Origin of the sequence: Paenibacillus sp. FSL R7-0204 (genome assembly GCF_038002225.1) — a bacterium.
Classification (GTDB): domain Bacteria; phylum Bacillota; class Bacilli; order Paenibacillales; family Paenibacillaceae; genus Paenibacillus_AQ.
Window position 1 is genome coordinate 427,785 of the sequence record NZ_JBBOCA010000001.1, and the last position, 22,427, is coordinate 450,211.

Genomic DNA, 22,427 nt, shown 5'->3' on the forward strand with positions numbered 1-22,427 from the left:
TGTGCAGCACAACTAGATTACACAATCCAAGATGCCGGTACGCAAAAGTGACTCCTTCGATAAGCAGGTCATGCTGCTCGAAGAAGCCCAGGGTGAAAGCGCGTTTTAATCCACCTACAAAAAGATGAAGAAGGTCAACATCCTGTCCGGTCTGTTCGCCCTGCCGGTGCTGCTGGTGGTTGCCATCGCCGCGATCTACGGCAGGTATATTAACCGGGGTTATGATGTGTTCGGCTATTTCATTTGCTCAGGCGCGGTAATGCGCATCGTGACCTTCCCGCCCCCGGATGGGGAGACATTGCTGAGGTGCAGACTGCCTCCGTGCTGCTCGGCCACAGACCGCGCAATGTAGAGCCCCATTCCGTGATGATCCCCGGAGCTGCGGCTCGGATCGCCCCGGTAAAATTGGTTAGTCGCCTCCCGGAGGTCGGCCGCTGAGAAGCCGCTGCCGGTATCGGTAACCGTGAACTGAACCGCCGCCGCTTCACCCTGGACGAGCAGGGCAATGCTTGCCCCGGGCGGGGTGTGCTCGGCCGCATTGGCGATCAGGTTCATGATTCCCCGCAGCAGCAGCTCCTTGTGGATGTACAGGAATTCCGGCAGCTTCTCCTGCCGGACAGAGGTCCGCAGGTCCCTGCCCGCAGCGAGGGCCTTCATCTGCCGCTCCAGCTCGGACATAATCTCTGCAGCCGGGACCCGAGTCTGCTGGCGGGATGAGCCGGCCTGCAGACTGGACAAGTCAATGACCTCCTGCACGAAGGCTTCGATGTCTGCGGCGCTGCGGCGGATATAGCCGCTGTATTCACGCTGCGGCTCAGTCTCTACAATCTCCTGCAGCAGCTCGGCATTGCCCCGGATAATGGTCAGCGGCGTCTTGATGTCATGGGCCAGTGCGGAGATCTGTTCCCTGCGGGAGCGCTCCAGCTCCCACTGCTTCTCCAGTGAAGTCTGCAGGGCATCCTTCATCCGGTCCAGGGAGCCCAGCACCTCGTCAATCTCCCGGATGCCGCTGGGCTGGACGGTGAACTCCAGATTCTCGCGCCGGATGTTCTCGGTCGCTTCCTGCAGCCCGGCCATCCGCTCCGAGAGCTTCCGGCCGAACCTGGCCGCGAGCAGGCCAGCCTGAAGCAGAAATCCGAGCACGAAGAGCACGGGGGCCAGCAGCTGGGGATTCGGCAGCGAGCTGCGCAGCACTGGAGAAGCATACTGCGGTGTCAGAACATAGCGGAAGATCCACAGCTTCTGCCCATGCTCGGCGGTGGTGTAGTAGTAGGAGCTTCTGTTGTTCCCCTCCTGGACAATTCTCCAGGCTTGCTTCGCCTCTTTAGCCGTCAGATTGCCGGCCAGCGGCTTTCCGTCCAAGGTAAATACGGTGTAATCCAGCCGGTCCGGGACCTGCGGGGCTGTGTCCGCTGCACCCGCAGCCAACTGCTGCTTGAACTGGTTGATCTCCTTCTCATCATAGTTGGCAGGCAGCACGGCACCCCAGGCGAACGCCAGCGTGAATGCGCCAAGCAGTCCTCCCAGCAGCAGAAGCGTGCCCAGACTCAGCAGCAGCAGGTATTGCAGGAAAAAGGTGCGCAGCCGCACGGTTTTGCGTTGTTTTACAGCTTCCACTTATATCCGATCCCCCAGATGGTTTCAATGGCCTCAAGCCCGTACCGGCCCAGCTTGGCGCGGATGTTCTTGACATGCTCCGTAATGGCACTGCTGTCACTCTCCCCGTCATATCCGAAGACCCCTTCATAGATATTCTCCTTGGAGAAGACCTGACCGCGGTGGCGGGCCAGAAACTCGCAGATTTCATATTCACTTTTGGTCAGCGGCACCTTGTCCTCCCGGGCGTACAGCTCTTTACCGGAGAGGTTGAAACGTACAGGGTCCATATACAGAATATTGCGCTTCTCCCGGCTCTCCCGCCGCAGATGAGCATTGATCCGCGCCCGCAGCGCACCTATGCCGAAGGGCTTTATAATATAGTCATCTGCCCCCAGCCCCAGTCCGTACATCAGGTCACTTTCCAGCGTCTTCGCCGTCAGGAACAGGATCGGACAATCCACCGCCGTGCGGATCTCCCGGCACAGGGTGAAGCCGTCCACGCCGGGCATCATTACATCCAGCAGAATCAGGTCATATGCACCGAGGTCGATCCCGCGCACCAGCGTGGAATCAGAGAAGGTGGTTACCAGATGGCGGTCGGTACTGAGCGCGTTGGCTATCAGGGACAGGATGGCGGGTTCGTCGTCTACCACAAGTATTTTGGCCATAGTCATGGATTCCCTCATTTACAGATTAGTAGGCTAGTTATCCGCAGAGCGGCCCTCCCACTTGTAGAACCATAACATACTGAGGAGGCCGGCAGCTATCGTTGCTACTATACAGATGGATACGCCGGTGGCCAATCTCGTTTCGGCAAAAGGCGGCAACCCTCCCGAATGCTGAATCTCCAGCAGGGAGAGGAAACGGCCGCCCCAGGCGAAGGGGATATACGGCCACAGGATATCGCCAAGACCGGTCAGCATCAGGGCAGCGAGCAGGCTTCCCGTGATTCCTATGCCGATAGAGACGCCCCGTCCGAAGCGCAGGCTGACTGCGAAGTGAAGCAGATAGAGCAGGATATTGCTTGCGAACAGGATTACAGAGCCGGTGAGATAAAAGGGTATGCCGTGCCGGTCCTGCCCCAGCATTCCGGCAAAGCCCAGGCTGAACAGGACGAAGACCAGCAGGACAGCCCCCAGGCTGAACCCCAGCAGGAGCAGCAGCTTGCTCAAAAAGGTTGTTGTCCTGCCCGCAGGCAGAGCCAGCATCCCCTGGAACCCTCCGGAGGCGGCCTCCTGCTCCGCCGCCATCGCACAGACCAGCCCGATGAGGGTAGGAAACGCACAAGCGACTGCCTGCATGAACCCCATCACCTTGCCCGCTTCACTGGCAGAGGAGATGGAATAGTAGGCCAGGAACAGGCCGGCCCCGATCAGCGGGGTCAGCAGATGGATCAGGAGAAACGGGGTGCGCCGTATTTTGAGCAGATCGGCCCTGAGCAGACCCGGAAGTGCATTCATACTACTTCGCCTCCTGTCTACGGAACCATAAGGTGGTGAGCAGGAACAGGATGGCGAACCATCCGAGAGAGACCAGCGTACCCGGAAGAATCATGTCTGTGCTGCGTAGCGGACTGTCCGCCGGGACCGGCAGGCCGTTCGGCAGGATGGACAGCACCGGACACATGAGCCTGAAGGTAATCGTATAAGGAATGTAGTCCCACAAGCCGCCCCGGTCGAATTCAACTACACCTAGAATAGTACCGGCCAGATTCAGCAGGACTGCTGCGAATAATCCGAGGCGGGCAGCCAGGAACAGGCAGAGCGGGATCTGCCACAGGAAGGTGAGGAAGATCAATATGCTGCCCGCCAGACTGCTCAGCAGTGTAATCGTCTGTCCGAACAGTAGCCCCCCGGCTGTAACACCGGTCAGGAACACGAGGAGCGCAGCCATTAGCCAATACGCACAGGCGATGATTTTCCCGGCCCAGAGCGTTCCCGGTGTAAAGGGTAAGGCCAGCAGTCCGCGGTACTTCAGCTTCGCATCCTTCTGCAGCGCCAGCGAGCAGACCAGGCTCAGCGCTCCAGGCAACAGTATCGTGTACCACCAGTTATAAGACCCGCTCTGAAAAAAGCTGCCGCCCATCAGAACAGCGCACAAGAACAGAGTGAATACAGGAGCGATCCAGGCCAGCTTGGGAATGAAGGTACGCCGCCATTTCAGGTGTTCCGCCCTAACGATATTAAGCATGAGCACCACCCTCCCTCCGGTGGGCTGTTACGACCTGCATGAACAGCGCCTCCAGGTCCTGATCGGGGGAGATCGCCCCCTGATAGCCCAGCGCGCCGCCCGCGATGATGCCAATATGGTCGGCCGTCTGCTCCACCTCGGAGAGGATGTGGCTCGACAGGATGACGGTGATTCCCTGCTCCGGGAAGGAGCGGATCAGCTCCCGCAGCTCCTGAATCCCGATCGGGTCCAGCCCGTTCGTCGGCTCGTCCAGAATCAGCAGCTCCGGCTGGTTCAAGAGTGCAATGGCGATGCCGAGCCGCTGCTTCATGCCCATGGAGAATTGTCCGGCGCGTTTTTTCCCGGTTGCGCTCAAATCTACAATAGCAAGTACCTCTTCGATACGCGACTGCGGCAGTCTCAGGGCCAGCGTGCGTACCTTGAGATTTTCCCGGGCGGTCAGATTATCGTACAGCGGCGGTGCTTCAATCAATACGCCGATCCGGCTTAAGTCCTTCCGGGTCCATTCCTGCCCCTGGAAGCGGATCGTTCCGGAATCAGGACGCAGCATGCCGGTAATCATTTTGAGCAGGGTCGATTTGCCTGCACCGTTCGGACCGAGCAGCCCGTAGACGGAATTGCGCGCGACTGTTAACGATACGTTATTGACGGCTGTCTGGCGCTTGAAGCTTTTACATAGATCCTGTATTTCCAGAATATTGTCCTGCATAGTATATCATCCTTTCTCTACCTCTACTCTAAGGGCAGATTCTAAGGTTTCTGTAAGGATGACATGGCAGAGCCCCTGCCTGGGTGAACAGGAGGGGCTCTGTGTTGACTTTGCAGCGGCCGGCGGGAAGGATTAACGGCGCCGGAAGGCGCCGCCGCGGGCCAGGGCAAAGAAGATCAATAGTGCAACGATGGAGCCGATAATGGCCGGAACAATGTGGAAGCCACCTACTACAGGGCCCCTTGGACCAAGCAGCTCGGAGCCCAGCCAGGAGCCGATGAACCCGGCGATTACATTGCCGAGTACGCCTCCCGGAACATCACGCCCGATTAGATTGCCGCTTAGCCAGCCGATGAGTCCCCCTACGATGATTACCCAGAGCAGATACATTGATTTGTCCCCTTTCTAGTTGGTTTATTCAAGGTATGTTGAGAAGCGGGCAAGGTGAACCATCTGCGAAGGTTTATTTTTGGAAAGCGGTGAAAACAGGTGATCTGCGCTGCGGGGAGATTAACGTCCTTTGCCGGTGTTAATATTAAGTATAGAAGGAGGGATCGGATGAACAAAATTCTCGTAATCGATGATGAAGCGGCTCTGCGGGACCTGATCGAGCTTGTGCTCCGCAGAGAGAATTATGAGGTGCGGACAGCGGAGAACGGAAGTGCGGGGCTTACGACCCTGGATGCTTTTCAGCCGGATCTGGTGGTACTGGATCTGATGCTGCCCGATTGCTCCGGCTATGACCTGTGCAAGGAGATCACCAAGCGGCAGGCGGTTCCTGTCATCATGCTGTCGGCCAAGAATGAGATTATAGATAAGGTCCTGGGGCTTGAGCTGGGGGCGGAGGATTACATGACCAAGCCGTTCGATAACCGGGAGCTTCTGGCGCGGATCAAAGTAGTGCTCCGGAGAGCCCAGAATAGCGGCCTGCCCGCAGATACTGAAGATACCCGGATCACTCATGAGGAGCTGACCTTCGATCTGGAGACCCGGGTGGTGCAGAAAGGCGGCGTTCCGGTGGCTCTGACGGCCAAGGAATTCCGGATTCTGGAGACCCTGCTGAAGCGCCCGGACAAAATCTATACCCGGGATGAGCTGCTGGAGATCGTCTGGGGCTATGACTTCATGGGCGACAGCCGCAGCGTGGATATGACGATTATGCGCTTAAGAAAGAAGCTGGAGGATGATGCCGAGAATCCGAAATACATCAGGACGGTCTACGGCTTCGGTTATCAGCTGGGAGGTGGCTCCGCCTGAAATACGCGACCCGGCTGGTGCTAATGTATTTGCTGTTCTCGGTGCTGTCCTTTGCCGTTATCATTATTTCGGTGAATAAGGCGATTGACTATTTCAGCTTCGTAACGATAGAGAAGCAAATGATGGAGAAGGCGGATCTGGGCGAGATGTCCTTCAGGGAGGTGCTCTCCAGGCACGAACAAGAGGTAGATGCAGGGCAGATGGAGGAGGTGGCGAGAAGCGCGCTGGAGACGTTAAAAGCCTCCGTCAAGGAGGTGCGGATCTACGACAGCAGCCAGAAGCTGCTGGGACTCGCCGTTGACGGGATTGTGATCAATAACAAGACCCCCGTCATTTTTCCCGGGAATATCCAGAACGCCCTTAAGGGCAATTATGCATACACGGTCTCTGAGGATCACCTGCTGTACTTCGCGGTTCCGATTCAAGACAAATATTATCAGAACAGCTATGTGTACGAGTTCGTGGAGGATGTCTCTTATTTCTATACGATGATGGACCAGATCCGCTATATCCTGTTCGCCGGTGCGGGAGGATTCATTATTCTGATTACGCTCTCCAGTCTATTCATCGCCCGCAATATGACGAAGCCGATCAAATATCTGCTTGGCGCGACGGAGAGCTTCTCCAACCAGCAGTTCCGGGAGGTGCGTCTGAACAGGAAGGATGAGCTGGGCATGCTGGCTGCGGGCCTGAACCGGATGGGCATTCAGCTCAGTGACTATATCCAGTATCAGAAGCAGTTTGTCTCGAACGTATCCCATGAGCTGAAGACGCCGCTTGCGGCCATTAAGGGGTTCTCACAATATTTGTACGAAGGTGAGGATGAGGATGAGGAGCTGCAGCGGATCTACTTCCATCTGGTGAATGAATCGGACCGCCTGACCCGGCTGGTCAATGAGCTGCTCATGCTGTCGCGCTTCGATAAGGCAGGGCAGGACGGAATCGATGCCGAGAAGACGGACCTGGCACAGCTGGCCGCAGGGGTAGCCGCTGGATTGAGGGTCAAGGCGGAGAGTAAGGGGATAGAGCTTACGATCCGGCAGGGTCCGCCGGCCTTCGTCTTTGTGAATCAGGTATTGATGTCCCATGCCATTGCGAATGTACTGGACAATGCCATTAAATACTCCGGTCCACGTACCCGCGTAAGCATTGAAACTTCAGTCCGGGAGCAGGAAGCCATCGTGCAGATCAGCGATCAGGGCATCGGAATCAGCGCGGATGAACTTACCCGTGTACAGGAACGCTTCTACCGGGCACGGAATGCCAGCGCGGCAGGCGGAACGGGGCTGGGGTTATCCATCTGTAAGGAGATCGCCGAGAAGTTCGGCGGACACCTCAGCATAGAGAGCCAGCTCGGAACCGGAACCACGGTCTCCATCCGTCTGCCGCTCCTGTGAACAGGTGTTACAAGACTGATACAACTCTGTTATTACACTAATAAATGGTTTTCGTATACTAACCTCATACCAAACAAACAACGCGTCCATCGCGTACATTCATGGAGGGATTACTTATGGGAACATTTACAAAACCGGCAGCGCTGCTGCTGCCCGCAGTATTATTAATGACACTTCTGGCAGGATGCCAGTCCGATTCGGCCGCTCCGGCGGCCACTCCTTCGGCAGAACCTACAGCTGAAGCGGTGGCCACGGCGGCACCGGAAGCTTCGGCTACTCCGGCTGCTGAGCCAGCGGCGACTGAAGCTGCTACGGCTGAGCCAACCCCTGCGGCTTCAGCAGGCAGCTCCGAGGCGATCAAGGAGGGAACCATTGAGAAGGAAGGAAATGTGATTCTGAAGGAGCTGGCTTTTGTCCATAAGGATCACACCATCGCCCTCTCCGACATTGTGGATGATGCTAAGCTGGAGAGTATGCTGGGCAAGGCAACGGCGAAGAAATCGCACACGTATTCCCTGGATGACGGTAAGAATATGGATACCCTGATCGGCAGAACAGAGAAGACGTATACCTTCCCGGGCCTTGAGATTAAGACGATTGATTCGGGTGATGGCAAGCAGTTCTACATCTTCAGCATGAAGATTACCGATCCGAAGTACACTACGGTCCGTAATATCAAGGTCGGAGACAGCCTGGATACACTCAAAAAAGCCTATCCCGAAGGCAAGCTGACCGGAGACGGGGCACCCGAGGAAGAGGATGACTACCGGTTCGCCCCAAGCAACTATGTGGATTATATCCTGTTCCATGTCAAGGGCGCTAAGGTTGAAAGCATAAGCATCTCTACTCTGCTGGACTAAGCCTGTCCCCCGGTTTAGCCGGACTGAATAAGAACAGCCCTGCCGCTTCACGACCGTTACAGGCCGTGAAGCGGTCAGGGCTGTTTGTCTCTGTCATTTTTTCCGGCGGCTCTACCTATTCCACAGGAGCTGGCTCCAGCACCTTCACCGTCTCCCCCTCAACCAGCTCAGGCAGATAGTAGGTGCTGTTCTTCAGATCTTTTTTACCCTGTAGCTTCTTAATGACCCATTCGGCCGCATCCCGGCCCATCTGCTCCTGCGGGTGGGTTAAGGTCGTCAGCTTGATGCCTGCATTCTTGGCAATATAGGAATTGTCCTGCCCGATAATCGACAGCTCCCCCGGAATCGAGATCCCAAGCTCGCGGCACACCTTGACTACTTCCAGCCCCACTTCATCGTTATAGCAGACGATAGCGGTCAGCACCTCTCTGTTATCTGTAAGGAATTGCTCCAGATTGGCCGACAGCGCCTGCTTCGATTCGGTATCGAAGGAGAGCACCTGCTCCGGGTGGAAGCGCAGCTTGGCTTCGCCGAGCGCCTTGATATAGCCCTTCATGCGGTATTTGCCCTGGAGATCGTCCATTTTGGCAATAATCCCGATCTGAGTATGGCCCTTCGAGATCAGCTCCCGGGTGGCCAGATAGCTGGACTGTACATCATCCAGACAGAAGAACGGCACCTCCAGCTCCTCATAGTAAGCGTTAATCATGATGAACGGGACATCCTGCTCTTTGAACGACAGGTAGTAGGCGATATTGGGGTTATACAGGTTGCTCTTCGTAGGCTCAATAATCAGCCCGTCTACCCCGAAGGACAGCATCATCTCCAGCGCCTTCTTCTCCTGGGCCACATCATTATTGGTGCTGGCGAGCAGCAGTGAATAGTTGTCCTCGTTGAGCCTGCCTTCAATCCCCCGGATAATGGAGGGGAAAATATAATCGGAGAGGTAAGTGGTTATTACGCCGATGGTCCGTTTGCCCGCGCCATTCCCGGATTTGGACCGGAACTGGTGGCTGACATAGGTGCCCGAGCCCTTCTCGCTCCGCAGGAACCCCTCGTTGGACAGCTCCAGAATAGCCTTACGCACGGTCTGGCGGCTGACGCCGTACATCTCCTGCAGCGCAGATTCTGTAGGGATTTGTTCGCCCACGCTGTAGGTGCCGGACAGGATATTGCTTTTGAGTTCATCGAAGATGATCTGGTACTTGGTTCTCACACGGGTCACTTCTTTCATAGTTGTTCTTATATAGAGTGGAAAAATCAATGTAGTTGTACGTACATATTATAGCTTGAATATAAGCTTAATATCCTCCGGTGTCTACCATATATATTGTTTTGCGTAAAATAGGGCTGATTTTCCGGTAAATTTGTAGGTATATCTTATATAAATTGTTGACAAATGTACGAACAAAAAATATACTAAACCTGTTCATAAAGGAAGCGCATTCTTTAGATTCGTAAGTAACACAGTTTGGTTCAGAGAGGAGTAACGTGGGCATGGATCAGAACATCAAGCAAGCGATACTTAAGGGAGAGACATCACTGGGTATCGAATTTGGGTCCACACGTATCAAGGCCGTCCTGATTAATGAGGGATTCGAGACGGTTGCATCCGGAAGTTATGAGTGGGAGAACCTGCTGGAAGGCGGGTACTGGACGTATCCCCTCACCGATATCATCAATGGGCTGCAAGCGGCTTACCGTGAGATGAAGCAGGAGGTTGCACAGAAATACGGGGTTACGGTTACTACTGTCGGTTCGATCGGATTCTCAGCAATGATGCATGGATATATGGCCTTTGACAGCGCGGGCGAGCTGCTGGTTCCGTTCCGGACCTGGCGTAATGCTACAACCGGTGCGGCGGCCAAGGAATTAACAGAGCTGTTCCAGTTCAATATTCCGGAGCGCTGGACCATTGCCCACCTATATCAGGCTATTCTGAACGGGGAAGAGCATGTTCCACAGGCAACGTTCGTAACGACGCTGGGCGGATACATCCATTGGCTGCTCACCGGCAGCAAGGCGATCGGGATTGGCGATGCCTCCGGGGTCTTCCCTATAGATGAGGCTTCGCAGAATTACCATCCGGCTATGGTCAGCCAGTTCGATGAGCTGATTGCCGCTAAGAATTACCCTTGGAAGCTGAGTGATCTTCTGCCGGAGGTCTACGCTGCAGGCGAGCAGGCTGGTGTGTTAACAGAAGCCGGAGCGAGACTGCTGGATGAGTCCGGGGACCTGCTGGCAGGCATTCCGCTCTGTCCGCCGGAAGGCGATGCCGGAACAGGAATGGTCGCCACGAACAGTGTCCGCAAACGGACCGGTAATATCTCTGTAGGCACCTCCGTATTCGCCATGATCGTACTGGAGAAGGATCTTACAGCGGTATACCCTGAGATTGACATGGTAACCACCCCGGATGGCAGTCCGGTGGGAATGGTGCATGCCAACAACTGCTCCAGCGATATCAACGCCTGGGTCGGCTTGTTCCGGGAATTCTCGGAGGCGATGGGCTTCAAGGCTGATCCGGCGCAGCTGTTCAGCGTTCTGTTCAATAAAGCGCTGGAGGCGGATGCCGATGGCGGCGGCTTGCTGAGCTACGGTTATTTCTCTGGTGAGAACATCACCGGGCTGGAGAAGGGACGGCCGCTGTTCGTCCGTTCGCCGGAGAGCAGGTTCACGCTGGGCAACTTTATGCGGACGCATTTGTTCTCCGCTTTTGGCGCGCTGAAGATCGGTATGGATATTCTGACCTTGAAGGAGCAGGTGTCCATCGACAGCATTCTGGCGCATGGCGGCTTGTTCAAGACGCCTGTTGTCGGACAGAGAATCGTAGCTGCTGCGATGAATGTTCCGGTCTCTGTGATGGCAACAGCCGGAGAAGGCGGCGCGTGGGGCATGGCGATTCTGGCTTCTTATATGAAGAACAGAGCGCAGCAGGAGCGTCTGGATGATTTCCTCGACCAGAAGGTCTTCAAGGATATCGAAGGCGAGACCATTCATCCGGTTGCGGCGGATGTGAAGGGCTTTGAATTGTTCATGGAACGCTACACGGCGGGTCTGGCGATTGAGCAGGCCGCTGTAGATCATCTCGTAGAGAACGGGGGGAATTAACACATGCTGGAGCAACTGAAGGAAGAGGTATGCGAGGCCAATCTGGAGCTGCCTAAGCACGGGCTGGTCAAATACACCTGGGGCAACGTGAGCGCGGTGGACCGGGCGAGCAGTCTGTTCGTCATCAAGCCGAGCGGAGTCAGCTATGACAAGATGAAGCCGAGCGATATGGTCGTTGTGGACTTCGATGGCAATGTGGTGGAGGGAGAGATGCGGCCTTCCTCGGATACAGCGACCCATGCTGTACTCTACAAGCATTATGCCGAGATCGGCGGCATCGTGCATACGCATTCTACGTGGGCAACCATCTGGGCTCAAGCCGGACTGGATGTTCCGGTTATGGGGACGACACATGCAGACACCTTCTATGGTTCTGTACCATGCACACGGTTCCTGACCCAGGAAGAGATTGACCGCGGGTATGAAGCAGAGACCGGGCATGTGATCATTGAGACTTTTGAACAGCGGGGGCTGGATGTGATGGCGATTCCCGGCGTTCTGCTGAAGGGCCATGCGCCGTTCACATGGGGCAAGGATGCCCACGCCGCTGTTATGAACAGTGTGGTGCTGGAGGAAGTGTCCAAGATGAACCATTTCGCCCGCCAGCTGAATACGTTCGCCGAGGAGCTGCCGCAGCGGATTCTGGACAAGCATTATCTGCGCAAGCACGGCAAGGACGCGTATTACGGACAGAAATAACTGACTTTTACCAAACTAATAGAGAAGAGGATGAATGATATGTCAACAGTAAGCAACAAGCAATTCTGGTTCGTCGTAGGATCGCAGCACCTGTACGGAGATGAAGCACTGGGTGAAGTGAAAGCTCATGCCCAGGAAATGACCGATGCGCTCAACAATAGCGGGGTGCTGCCTTATCCGCTGGTATTGCAGGATCTGGCCGTTAGCGCAGACAAAATCACTTCCATCATGAAAGAAGTGAACTACCGTGACGAGGTTGCCGGTGTAATTACCTGGATGCACACCTTCTCCCCGGCCAAAATGTGGATTCGCGGCACGAAGCTGCTGCAGAAGCCGCTGCTGCACCTGGCTACCCAGTACAATGAGAGCATTCCTTGGGCTACAATTGACATGGACTTCATGAACCTGAATCAGGCTGCCCATGGCGACCGTGAGTATGGCTTCATCAATGCACGTCTGAAGAAGCAGAATAAGGTCGTTGTAGGATACTGGGAACGCCCGGAAGTCCAGAAGCAGATTGCAGAATGGATGGACGTTGCCGTAGCTTATAACGAAAGCTTCAACATCAAGGTTGCCCGCTTCGGCGACAACATGCGCAACGTGGGCGTGACCGAAGGCGACAAGGTAGAAGCCCAGATCCAGTTCGGCTGGACCGTGGACTACTTCGGCATCGGCGATCTGGTAGCTTATGTGAACGAAGTGAAGCAGGAAGAGATCGATGCCCTGTTCGCAGAATATACCAAGCTGTATGCCGTTGATTATGGCAAATACAGTAAGGAAGATTGGGAAGCCAGCGTGAAGGTGCAGGCGAGCTACGAGATTGCCCTTAAGCGCTTCTTGGATGCAGGCGGCTACAATGCCTTCACCTCTAACTTCGAGGACCTGCACGGCATGAAGCAGCTTCCGGGTCTGGCTGTTCAGCGCCTGATGGCCCAAGGCTACGGCTTCGCCGGTGAAGGGGACTGGAAGACTGCGGCCCTGGACCGCCTGATGAAGGTGATGAGCCACAACCTGAATACCGGGTTCATGGAGGATTACACTTACGAAATGGCTGCCGGACAGGAAGCGATTCTCCAGTCCCACATGTTGGAGGTTGATCCGAGCCTGGCCGCAAGCCAGCCGAAGATCATTGTGTCCCCGCTGGGCATCGGCGACCGTGAAGACCCGGCCCGCCTTGTCTTCGACGGCAAGGCAGGCGAAGGCGTCGTGGTATCGATGGCCGACTTCGGCACCCACTACAAGCTGCTGATCAACGAAGTTACCGCCTTCGAGCCAACCGTTCCGGCTCCGAATCTGCCGGTAGCCCGCGTACTATGGCAGGTGAAGCCTAACTTCCAGGACGGAGTCAGAGCCTGGATCGAGAACGGCGGCGGACACCATACCGTCGTATCGCTCAACCTGACTACCGACCAGATCGTTACCTACGCCAAGCTGGTAGGTCTGGAGTATGTAATTATTAAGTAATGAGAGTTACTTGTTCAAGTAACTAGCGGGCAACATGTGAAGAAGAGCGAAGGGGCTATAGGCCTCTTCGCTCTTTTTTAATTGGCAGGTATGGTGAGTGCGGCGGCGGTATGCAAAAGACATCTGCCCGCCCCGCTCACTTCCTATTCCGCGCACGGTATTGCTGCGGCGTGGTGCCGACGATCCGCTTGAACAGGTTGGAGAAGCTGCCGAGGCTGGTGTATCCGACCTGCTCTGCGATGTCTGTGATCCTCAGCTCGGTCTCCTCAAGCAGTTGCTTGGCCTTCTGCAGCCGCTCCTGAATAATCACATCGGAGATCGACAGCCCGGTCTCCTTCTTGAACAGCCGCGACAAGTAGGCCGGGTTCAAGTAGACATAGGCCGCGAGTTCGTCGCGGGTGATCTCTTCGCTCAGGCGGGAGCGGATATACTGCCGGATCTTGGTGACCGTGGTCGAGGATACGTTATTGCTGGTCTGCAATAAGCGCATTACAGCTCGCAGGCATTCCAGCGCCCAATGCTGGAGTGAAGCGGACTGCTTCGGATAATTCTCCTTATCCATCAAGGGCTTCAGCTCGGCTGAGGCGTGTGCGGATAAGCCTTTTTTGGCTAGAACGGTGTTTACAATGAACAGGATGCCGTGGATAAGCTGACGGTGCAGCTCACTTGTCCAGCGGCCGGGCTCAATGCCCGAGAACCACAGCGTCACGCGGCGCTCCAGCTCCTCCAGCTCGCCAAGCTCCAGAAGGGTCGCCCACTCCCCGAAGATATGCATAGGCGCTGCCTGAGGCCCTGGCGCAAGCGGCAGATCTCGGCCATACACCTGATCCTCCGGTCCGAACACCTGACGAGAACGATTCAGGTTGCGTTGTTCCCGCTCCGTGACATCCGTGTAAGCGCTCATGATACCGGACAGAGGGACACCCGCGCTGATGTAGATCGACAGGGAGCAATGCAGCAGCCGCCCGCAGGTATCCAGGAAGTTGCGGCCATTCTGCTCCAGCGTATGCCGGACGGCGTTCATATCACCACGCACGTAGATGACCGCCAGATTATGGCCGACTTGATCCTGCAGCACAGTGCCTTCCAGCCCGCTTAGCAGCAGCTCATCGGCCATGTTGCGCAGTGCATATTCCATAATCGTCTCATCCCGTGCGCTAAGATTCTCCTTCCACTGCTCCAGCCCCAGCAAGGCAAGGAAGTAGCGGTCCCCGGGCTGCAAATCCAGATTGTAGGTGTTCGCCGGAAGGGTGAGCGATTCCAGCACGGGCGCCGCCCGCTGGCTGAGAATATCCTGCCAGAACCGTTCCACCAGCAGGGGAAGCTGATGCTCCCACTGTCTCCGGTACTCCTGGATCAGGGTCTCGAACTGCTGCTGCTCCTTCTGCTTGCTGATCTCGAATAGCGCCTCATGGGAGATCTTCATCAATTCCTCATAGTCTACCGGCTTGAGCAGATAATGGAAGGCACCGTGATAAATCGCGCGCTGGGCATACTCGAAATCGGCATGGCAGGTCAGCATAATCGTCAACGTGCCGGGAGCGGTTTGCTTCACCCAGGCCAGCAGCTCCAGGCCGCTTTTGCCCGGCATTTCGATATCGCAGATCAGCAGATCTACGGGCTTCTGCTCAAGAATAGCAATCGCCTGATCCACGTTCTCCGCCAGACAGACATCCGACACGCTAAGCGCGCTCCAATCCACCCCCTGCTGGAGGCCGAGCAAGGCGAAGTATTGGTCGTCAACGATTAGAACTCTGTACATTGAACGTCACAGCTCCTTTTGAACGGGTAGTCTGATTTCCACAACCGCGCCTGCATCTGGAGCATTGTGGAAGGTAAGCCGTGCCCGGTTGTTGTAGAACATCAGCATGCGTCTGTATACGTTCCATATTCCCAGATGGCGGTCTGTCGGCTTGCGCTCATACACGCCATGATTGAGCATGTCGAGCTGAGCCTCGGAGAAGCCCGGCCCGGAATCGCGGATCTGAATGGCAATGCAGGAGTTGCCGCTCTCCCCAGCTTCTTCACTGACGGTTATGCCAACGTTGAAGGGCTTCGAATTGTTGATGAAGCCATGCTTGATGGCATTCTCGACGAAGGGCTGGATCAGCAGCGGCGGAATCAGTGTAGACTCAAGCTCCTGCGGAAGCTGCACCTCATAAGACAGCTTATTCGGATACATGACCATCTGAATCTCGATATAATTCTGAATATGGCCCAGCTCGCCGCGCAGCGGAATCCAGGCGTCATTGGTATTCATAATGAAGCGGAAGTGGGAGACCAGATGTCCGATCATCTTTTTGATCAGCGCATATTGCTTCAGCTCTACCAGATGAAAGACGATATTCAGGGAATTCATGAAAAAATGAGGATTGATCTGCGCCTGAAGATGCTTCAGCTCGGCCTGCTGCACCTTCATCTGCTCCTCATACACATCAATCTTGAGATTGCCGATCTGCTCGGCCATCTGGTTGAATTGCATTGTAATGATCTGGAATTCCCTGCTGTTGCCGTCCTTCAGCCGGTATTCCAGCTGTCCCTTACCAAGGATACGCATCCCGCTGGTCAATTGCTGGATAGGCTTGAACACCAGTCTGCTGAGCAGAGCCAGCAGGATAACCATCACGAGGATAATGGCAAAGGGAATGACCTTGATGATCCGCTGGAAGATCGGCAGCTCGTCCAGAATCGATTTCTCGTCAAGCAGGAAGAAGACATTCAGATTGGAATACTGCGAAGGCTTGTCAATCAGCAGATAAGAATTGCCGTTGCTCAGCCGGATCGCTGCATCCACCGGACGGTCAGGGCGGCCCAGCTGGGTGCGGATGAGCGCAAGATCTTCACTGGCGAACTGGCCCCAGAGCAATTTACCGTCATTGTCGATCATGCCCACCTGCCCGCTGCCTCCGGTAGACTCCAGCTGGGTCAGCGGCTGGGCCAGGGAATCGATACTGACCAGTACCCCCATGAGAAGCCGTCCGCTCTTGTCCGGCAGCACCTTGAATAGCACCGGCTCGTCGCCGAGGGTCACAGTCTCCCACTTCAGGGAACCCTGGAGATTAGGCGACTTCAGGCGCGAGGACAGCCCGGAGGCAATGACCTCCTTCTCCTGGTAATATTCTCTCTGGCTGCTGAGGAATAACTCGTCCCGGTCCTGATGGTAGACGAAGACACTGCGGATAATAGTGTAGTAGCTGACATCGCTGTACCACTGGTCCATCAGCTTACGGATGGACAGATAATAATTGACGCTGTCGGGACCGCTATCCGAATAGAGCTCCAGCAGCATATTTTCATTGGCGGTACGCAGCAGATAATGGCTGGTCTGCTCCAGCAGCTCATCGAGAGTACCTAAGTGAAGGGTCAACGTGTCCGAAGCAGACTTCGCAACCTTCTCCCGGACAATGTTGGTGGAATAGAGATTGGTGTAGGAGAGAAAGAGGAACAGCGGCGTGACCAGCAGCAGGACAAGGGCACTCACTTTGAATCGCAATGATAGTTTCACAGTCTTCCCCCTTATCCTTAGGTACATTTACACGCTGAGCGGCAGGAAAGGGGAAGGACGGCAGCCGTCCTTCCCCTTAGCTTAAAATATAAGAATTTGTATGTTCCACACGACAACTTATCCTTATATTTCTCGCTGAAACGGGTGCCGTCCTTAAAAGGACGGCATAGTCGTTTCCACTTGTTTGTTTAGGATTGTTTGGCCTTCCAGGCATCGTATTGCTTCTGAACCTCGGCGCGGATCTCTTCAATGCCGTTAGCCTTCAGCTTATTATTGTATTCCGTCAGCACCTTGTCTACTCCCAGGCTGCCCGTTTCCAGCAGCGGGCGGAATTCCTTGATAATATTGCTGACCACAGAGACCTGTGTTTTGACAGCGTCGGTATTGAAGTTGAAGCCGAAGGACTTCACCTTATGGGCACTCTCGTTATAAGCCTTGAACTTCTCCCACTTGTCTGCACTTTCACCTTCCCACAGATAGGTGATGGTCTGGTTGCCGAACATCCATTCAATTCCCGGTGCCCAGCCGGTATCGGCACGGGTAGCAATGCCGTCAGGCAGCTTGATGAAGTTGTCCTTGCCTTCTACCTTGACATACTGCCGTCCCTCTACGCCGAAGTCAATCAGATTGACCAGAACCGGGTCGGTATGCAGCAGGTTCAGCAGCATCATCGTCCGCTCGGGATCAATCGAGGTGCGTCCGATGGCCATCATGGAGTTGCTGACACTGGCTGTGCTGATCTCGGGTTCATTCCCCTTCAGCTTCACCAGCTCAATGCCGGTGGCGATGGAATCTTCCTTGTCCGAGTCCGGTTTGTCTGAACCGAATTTCATCCAGGTCTTGCCGGCCTTGAAAGCGTCTTCAGTACTGGTCTTGGTCGTTGCCGCATCTTTATTGATATAGCCTTTGCTGAACCAGTCGCCGTAGAGCTTCATCCGGTAGATCGCGGTGTCGGACTCCATGGAGCTGATCACCATCTTATCGGTCTTGGTATCCAGGACGATTCCGGCAGGAGCACCTGCCACCAGCTCATAGCGGAAGTTCTCCTTCATGCTCTCTTTGGTCTTGTCGAAGTAGCCCAGGGTATCCGAGCCGCTGCCGGAGAGCCAGATCGGCGCGATGGCCGGTTCCTTCTCCTTGATCGTCTGCAGCCATGGCTCCAGATCCTCCAGCGTCTCAATTGAGTTCACATCGAATCCGTATTTATCCACCAGATCCTTGCGGAACATAATGGTATGGCTCTCGCCGATTTCCTTATTGGTAGGAATCGCATAGATTTTGCCGTCAACGGTTCCGCCGTCAAGGAAGCGGGGATCAAGGGTGTCTTTGATGCCTTGTCCATATTTGGCTAACAGATCATCCAGCGGGAGAAATGCGCCTTTGGCTACGTTATTGGCGAAATCCGCCCAGTTGGGGGCGAAGGTCAGATCGACCTGTTCACCGGATTGATAGGCCAGTGCCATCTTCTCGGCCCAGGAGGACCAAGGGAGTCCCTGGAAGTCAATCTCGGCGTTGATTTTTTCTTTGAGATACTTGTTGATCTCGTCTACAACCGCCTTGGTATCATTTTGCGGGAAATTCCCGACCGTGTAAACTTTCAGCTTGCGGAACGTTGAGGTATCAGGATTCGTGCTGCCTTCCGTGCCTGCTGTTGTAGCTGCTGCTGTCGATTCTGCCTTGGACGGGGCGGATGCACCTGAATTGCCCCCGCCGCATCCGGTAATGCCCAGTATCACGGCGGTTAGGGCAGCAAGCACCGCGCCCGAGCTTCTGGTTGTTCTCATGATTATGAACCTCCTCAATGATAATTAGATCATATATTCTAACCGGCATTTACGCCAGAGCTAGACCAATTAACCTTTGATAGCCCCAATCGTGAGGCCCTTGGTGAAGTACTTCTGGAAGAACGGATAGATGAACAGAATCGGACCAATCGACAGCACGACCATGGCCATCCGCAGACTTTCGGTCGGAACGGATTCCTGTACCATCAGGGCGACACCGGTGCCGGCAAGCTGGGTTTTGAAGAACTCGGCCTGGCGGATCATCTGAATCATGACGTACTGCAGCGAGAACTTGTTGGTGTCATTAATGAATAACATGGAGTTGAACCAGTCATTCCAGTACATCAGCGTAGTGAACAGTCCGATGGTCGCCAGCACAGGCAGGGAGATCGGCAGCACCAGCTGGAAGAAGATCCGCCACTCCGAGGCCCCATCGAGCTTGCCGGATTCAATCATCTCCTCCGGGATCGTCTGCTGGAAGAAGGTACGGGTGATGAAGATATAGAAGGCATTGGACAAGCCGGGCAGAATCAGCGCAACCAGCGAGTCCTTCAGATCGAGATAGTTCACGTACAGCAGGTAGAAGGGGACAAGCCCTCCCGAGAACAGCATGGTGATCAGCAGGTAGAAGTTGAATGTCTTTTTAAAAGGGAAATCCTTCCGGTATAGCGGATACGCATACAGCGCAATCAGCAGCACGGCCAGCACAGTCCCGATAAGGGTAACGGTCAGGCTGACGCCATACGCCTTAACCAGGGTCTCCGAATGCTTGAACAGATATTGGTACGCGGATGCGTCGATATGATCGGGCCAGAACTTGTAACCCTGCAGCGTCAAGGCCTTCTCGTTGGTTAAGGAGATAGCGACAATGAGCAGGATCGGCAGGATACACGCCAGGCTGAAGGCGATGAAGAACACATTCAGAATAATCTGGGCGGTAGTGGAGCCTTTGGTATAAGGGTTGCTTCGGGATGCAGTAGTCATTAAGAATCCTCCGTTTCTAGAAAAGAGCCGTATCGCGGTTCAGCTTACGGGCCAGAGCGTTCGCGCCGATGACCAGGAAGAAGCCGACAACAGATTGATAGAAATTCGCCGCAGAGGACATCCCCAGGTCATTGAGCTGGATCAGGCCCCGGTAGACATAGGTGTCGATGACGTCTGTAGTCGAGCGCAGCGCACCGGAGTCTAGGGTCACATGGTAGAACAGCCCGAAGTCAGAGCGGAAGATACCGCCCATGTTAAGAATCGTGAGAATCACCATGATCGGCGTAAGCAGCGGCAGGGTGATTTTGGTGATCTGCTGCCATTTACTGGCCCCGTCCATCACCGCAGCCTCATACAGCTCCTCGCTGATCCCGGTAATAGCCGCCAGGTAGATGACACTGCCGATCCCGATGGAGTGCCACATTTTGGTGATCCACAGAATGTAAGGCCATGCGTTAGGATGCATATAAGCGTTCACCGAGGAGTAGCCGAACATCGGCAGAATATGCTTGACCAGGAAGCCATACTCCGGGTGCAGGAAGGCATAGACGATGAAGCTGACCACGACCATGGACAGGAAGTTCGGCATAATCATCACGGTCTGGAAGAACTTCGAAGCCAGCTTGTTACGCACCTCATTGATCGCAATCGCCAGTGAGACGGAGAGAATGAGGCCTGAGATGATGAAGACCACATTGTACCCCACGGTGTTGATCGTCACCCGCAGGGCGTCAGAGGTAGCGAAGAGGAACCGGAAGTTATCCAGCCCGGCCCAGGGACTGCCCATAATGCCGTCAATGTAGTTGATGTTCTTGAAGGCAATGAATAATCCGAACATCGGAATATAGCAGTTGATGAAAAAGATAATCGACGTGGGCAGCAGCATCAGCAGCAGCACCCGGTATCGCACGATATTGTGCAGCAGACGGCCGAAACGGCCCTGGGACGGTGTCGCTAGCTTGGTGTTCAAAGCTTGTGGTGCGGGATTTGCCATAAGTTCTAACCTCACTCTACTTGTTCTGGATGAATTTATTATAGTAGAGCGGATGAACGGAATTCTTTCTTACAAATGACTCTGTTTATTCAAAAATGACCTCATTGTGCAAAACTCCTGCTAAGCATTGAGACTTTTTTCACAGATGATTGCTCACATTGCAAGTAATATGTTAGAATATCGGAATGCATTAACGCATCACCAATTTAATACAGTACAAGAGCTATGATTGCTATGGATCACACTATAGCAGGAGCAGCTTCTGGAGAGACTGCGGGGAACCGCAGCGCCGAAGGGTTCACAATCTCAGGCAAAAGGACAGAAGAGTACCGAATTGTATTTTGCCGTGCGGATTAGCCTCAGCCCCGGCAGAAGCTTATTTGGAACTTCTTATGAACCGGGAGATTGGATGACATCCAGTCTCTTTTTTTGCGTATTTTCAGCGTTGTATACATTAAGGGGGAAACAGGAATGGCACAGACAGAATTAAAGCGGGAGCTGGCGAACCGGCATGTACAGCTTATCGCTATCGGAGGTACGATTGGCACAGGGTTATTCCTGGGATCGGGCAAAGCCATTCAACAGGCCGGGCCCTCCATCATGCTCACGTATCTGATCGTGGGAATCGCTGTGTTTTTTGTGATGCGGGCGCTGGGAGAGCTGCTGCTCTCGAAGGCGGGGTATCAATCTTTTACAGACATTGCTGAGGATTACTTGGGGCCGCGCGCGGCCTTCATTACAGGCTGGACCTACTGGTTCTGCTGGATTATGACGGCGATGGCCGATGTGATTGCGGTGGGCGTCTATGTGCAGTACTGGTTCGATATTCCGCAGTGGGTACCGGCCGTGATCTGCCTGATCATTCTGCTCGGACTCAATCTGCTCACGGTCAAAAGCTTCGGCGAACTCGAATTCTGGTTTGCTCTGATCAAGGTGGTTACGATTCTGGCTCTGATCGGCCTGGGCATAGTCCTGCTGGTAATCGGGTTCAAGACGGATGCAGGCTCAGTGTCGGTCCGCAATCTCTGGGAGCACGGGGGCGTGTTCCCGAACGGGGTAAAGGGCTTCCTGTTCTCCTTCCAGATGGTGGTATTCGCTTATGTAGGCGTGGAGCTGGTGGGGGTATCGGCAGCGGAGACGGCGAATCCGGAGAAAAACATCCCATCCGCGATCAACAAAATTCCGCTGCGGATTCTGTTTTTCTATGTAGGCGCGCTCTTCGTACTGCTGTGCATTAACCCCTGGACCCAGCTTAGTGCGGCTGAAAGTCCGTTCGTGCGCACCTTCAGTCTGGTCGGGATTCCGATTGCTGCGGGGATTATCAATTTCGTGGTCTTAACCTCGGCGGCCTCCGCCTGCAACAGCGGGATGTTCTCGACCAGCCGGATTCTTTACAATCTGAGCAGACGGAATCAGGCCTCTCCTCAGCTTGGGAAGCTGAACCGGAATCATGTACCTGCGAATTCCTTGTTCCTCTCCACGCTGGTGATCTCTGCCGGGGCGCTGCTCAGCAAGCTCATTCCGGGTCAGGCCTTCGGCATCGTGACTACGATCAGTGCCATTTGCTTCATCTGGGTCTGGGGCGTTGTGCTGGTCTGCCATATCAAGTATAAAAGGAACCGCCCGGACTTACATTCCGCTTCCAAATTTAAAGCGCCGTTCACCCCGCTAATTAACTATGCCGTCCTGACGCTGTTCGCCGCCATTCTAGTGATCATGCTCTTTGCTGCCGAGACCCGTCCGGCGCTGCTGTTCACCCCGCTCTGGTTCATCCTGCTGTTCGTTCTGTATTCCATTAGAAGCCGTAAGGAGAAAAGTGATCAGGAAATCAGTATAATTAATACATAAACTGATTTCAGGATGAAGAGGGTGCA

Annotated in this window: 19 protein-coding genes, 1 pseudogene and 1 riboswitch; of the genes and pseudogenes, 8 read left to right on the forward strand and 12 right to left on the reverse strand. The window is 54.7% G+C overall.

The genetic code is table 11. The features are described 5' to 3' along the window. The first annotated feature begins 16 nt into the window (after positions 1-16). Positions 17-352, forward strand: a pseudogene (locus MKX42_RS33365) (DUF6097 family protein). Here MKX42_RS33365 and MKX42_RS02060 read toward each other — a convergent pair. The 6 genes from MKX42_RS02060 to MKX42_RS02085 form a co-directional block, all read right to left on the reverse strand. Next, the gene (locus tag MKX42_RS02060; RefSeq protein WP_340750829.1) at positions 235-1,617 is read right to left on the reverse strand and encodes a HAMP domain-containing sensor histidine kinase; all 1,383 of its coding nucleotides are present in this window, start codon (positions 1,615-1,617) and stop codon (positions 235-237) included. The pseudogene MKX42_RS33365 and the gene MKX42_RS02060 overlap by 118 nt on opposite strands. After that, on the reverse strand, positions 1,605-2,267 hold the full coding sequence (locus tag MKX42_RS02065; RefSeq protein WP_340757598.1) for a response regulator transcription factor: 663 nt from the start codon (positions 2,265-2,267) through the stop codon (positions 1,605-1,607). The genes MKX42_RS02060 and MKX42_RS02065 overlap by 13 nt, the downstream gene beginning before the upstream one ends. Positions 2,268-2,300: 33 nt before the next feature. Beyond that, a complete protein-coding gene (locus MKX42_RS02070) occupies positions 2,301-3,059 on the reverse strand; it encodes a lantibiotic immunity ABC transporter MutG family permease subunit (RefSeq protein ID WP_340750831.1) in 759 nt (252 codons plus the stop codon). A 1-nt stretch (position 3,060) separates the two neighbouring features. Beyond that, complete coding sequence (locus MKX42_RS02075) at positions 3,061-3,789, reverse strand: lantibiotic immunity ABC transporter MutE/EpiE family permease subunit (protein ID WP_340750832.1); 729 nt, start codon at positions 3,787-3,789, stop codon at positions 3,061-3,063. Beyond that, on the reverse strand, positions 3,782-4,498 hold the full coding sequence (locus MKX42_RS02080; RefSeq protein WP_340750833.1) for a lantibiotic protection ABC transporter ATP-binding protein: 717 nt from the start codon (positions 4,496-4,498) through the stop codon (positions 3,782-3,784). The genes MKX42_RS02075 and MKX42_RS02080 overlap by 8 nt, the downstream gene beginning before the upstream one ends. Before the next feature lie 132 nt (positions 4,499-4,630). Further along, positions 4,631-4,888 (reverse strand): GlsB/YeaQ/YmgE family stress response membrane protein, encoded by a 258-nt coding sequence (locus tag MKX42_RS02085; RefSeq protein WP_036722871.1) that lies wholly within the window; start codon positions 4,886-4,888, stop codon positions 4,631-4,633. Between the two features lie 168 nt (positions 4,889-5,056). Between MKX42_RS02085 and MKX42_RS02090 the strand changes: the two genes are divergently transcribed. The 3 genes from MKX42_RS02090 (at position 5,057) to MKX42_RS02100 (ending at position 8,012) form a co-directional block, all read left to right on the forward strand. Then, entirely contained in the window at positions 5,057-5,755 is a 699-nt protein-coding gene (locus tag MKX42_RS02090) for a response regulator transcription factor (RefSeq protein ID WP_340750834.1), read from the forward strand. A gap of 23 nt (positions 5,756-5,778) precedes the next feature. Continuing rightward, positions 5,779-7,152, forward strand: a complete 1,374-nt coding sequence (locus MKX42_RS02095) for a sensor histidine kinase (protein ID WP_340750835.1) — start codon at positions 5,779-5,781, stop codon at positions 7,150-7,152. 116 nt (positions 7,153-7,268) lie between these two features. Next, positions 7,269-8,012, forward strand: coding sequence for a hypothetical protein (locus tag MKX42_RS02100; protein WP_340750837.1), 744 nt, complete (start codon positions 7,269-7,271; stop codon positions 8,010-8,012). A gap of 115 nt (positions 8,013-8,127) precedes the next feature. On the opposite strand, the gene MKX42_RS02105 is transcribed toward MKX42_RS02100, so the two are convergent. Then, positions 8,128-9,228, reverse strand: coding sequence for a GntR family transcriptional regulator (locus MKX42_RS02105; protein WP_340750839.1), 1,101 nt, complete (start codon positions 9,226-9,228; stop codon positions 8,128-8,130). A gap of 281 nt (positions 9,229-9,509) precedes the next feature. On the opposite strand from MKX42_RS02105, the gene MKX42_RS02110 reads away from it, so the two are divergent. Genes MKX42_RS02110 through araA form a run of 3 tightly spaced genes read left to right on the forward strand, consistent with a single transcriptional unit; the run spans position 9,510 to position 13,286 of the window. Continuing rightward, a complete protein-coding gene (locus MKX42_RS02110; RefSeq protein WP_340750841.1) occupies positions 9,510-11,123 on the forward strand; it encodes a xylulokinase in 1,614 nt (537 codons plus the stop codon). A gap of 3 nt (positions 11,124-11,126) precedes the next feature. Further along, on the forward strand, positions 11,127-11,822 hold the full coding sequence (locus MKX42_RS02115; protein ID WP_340750843.1) for an L-ribulose-5-phosphate 4-epimerase: 696 nt from the start codon (positions 11,127-11,129) through the stop codon (positions 11,820-11,822). 39 nt (positions 11,823-11,861) lie between these two features. Further along, a complete protein-coding gene (gene araA, locus MKX42_RS02120) occupies positions 11,862-13,286 on the forward strand; it encodes an L-arabinose isomerase (RefSeq protein ID WP_340750846.1) in 1,425 nt (474 codons plus the stop codon). Positions 13,287-13,422: 136 nt separating this feature from the next. Here araA and MKX42_RS02125 read toward each other — a convergent pair whose 3' ends face one another. The 5 genes from MKX42_RS02125 to MKX42_RS02145 all read right to left on the reverse strand — a co-directional run bounded on the left by MKX42_RS02125 (position 13,423) and on the right by MKX42_RS02145 (position 20,553). Next, the gene (locus MKX42_RS02125) at positions 13,423-15,048 is read right to left on the reverse strand and encodes a response regulator transcription factor (RefSeq protein WP_340750847.1); all 1,626 of its coding nucleotides are present in this window, start codon (positions 15,046-15,048) and stop codon (positions 13,423-13,425) included. 6 nt (positions 15,049-15,054) lie between these two features. After that, positions 15,055-16,791, reverse strand: a complete 1,737-nt coding sequence (locus MKX42_RS02130; protein WP_340750849.1) for a sensor histidine kinase — start codon at positions 16,789-16,791, stop codon at positions 15,055-15,057. Positions 16,792-16,979: 188 nt separating this feature from the next. Beyond that, positions 16,980-18,575, reverse strand: coding sequence for an ABC transporter substrate-binding protein (locus tag MKX42_RS02135; protein ID WP_340750851.1), 1,596 nt, complete (start codon positions 18,573-18,575; stop codon positions 16,980-16,982). A gap of 69 nt (positions 18,576-18,644) precedes the next feature. Beyond that, on the reverse strand, positions 18,645-19,559 hold the full coding sequence (locus MKX42_RS02140) for a carbohydrate ABC transporter permease (RefSeq protein WP_036691686.1): 915 nt from the start codon (positions 19,557-19,559) through the stop codon (positions 18,645-18,647). Positions 19,560-19,575: 16 nt separating this feature from the next. Then, positions 19,576-20,553 carry an ABC transporter permease gene (locus MKX42_RS02145; protein ID WP_340750853.1) on the reverse strand — a complete coding sequence of 326 codons (978 nt, stop codon included), beginning with the start codon at positions 20,551-20,553 and terminating at the stop codon, positions 19,576-19,578. A gap of 252 nt (positions 20,554-20,805) precedes the next feature. Further along, a riboswitch (glycine riboswitch) is annotated at positions 20,806-20,885 on the forward strand. A 139-nt stretch (positions 20,886-21,024) separates the two neighbouring features. Here MKX42_RS02145 and MKX42_RS02150 point away from each other — a divergent pair. Further along, entirely contained in the window at positions 21,025-22,401 is a 1,377-nt protein-coding gene (locus tag MKX42_RS02150) for an amino acid permease (RefSeq protein ID WP_340750855.1), read from the forward strand. Positions 22,402-22,427 lie beyond the last annotated feature (26 nt).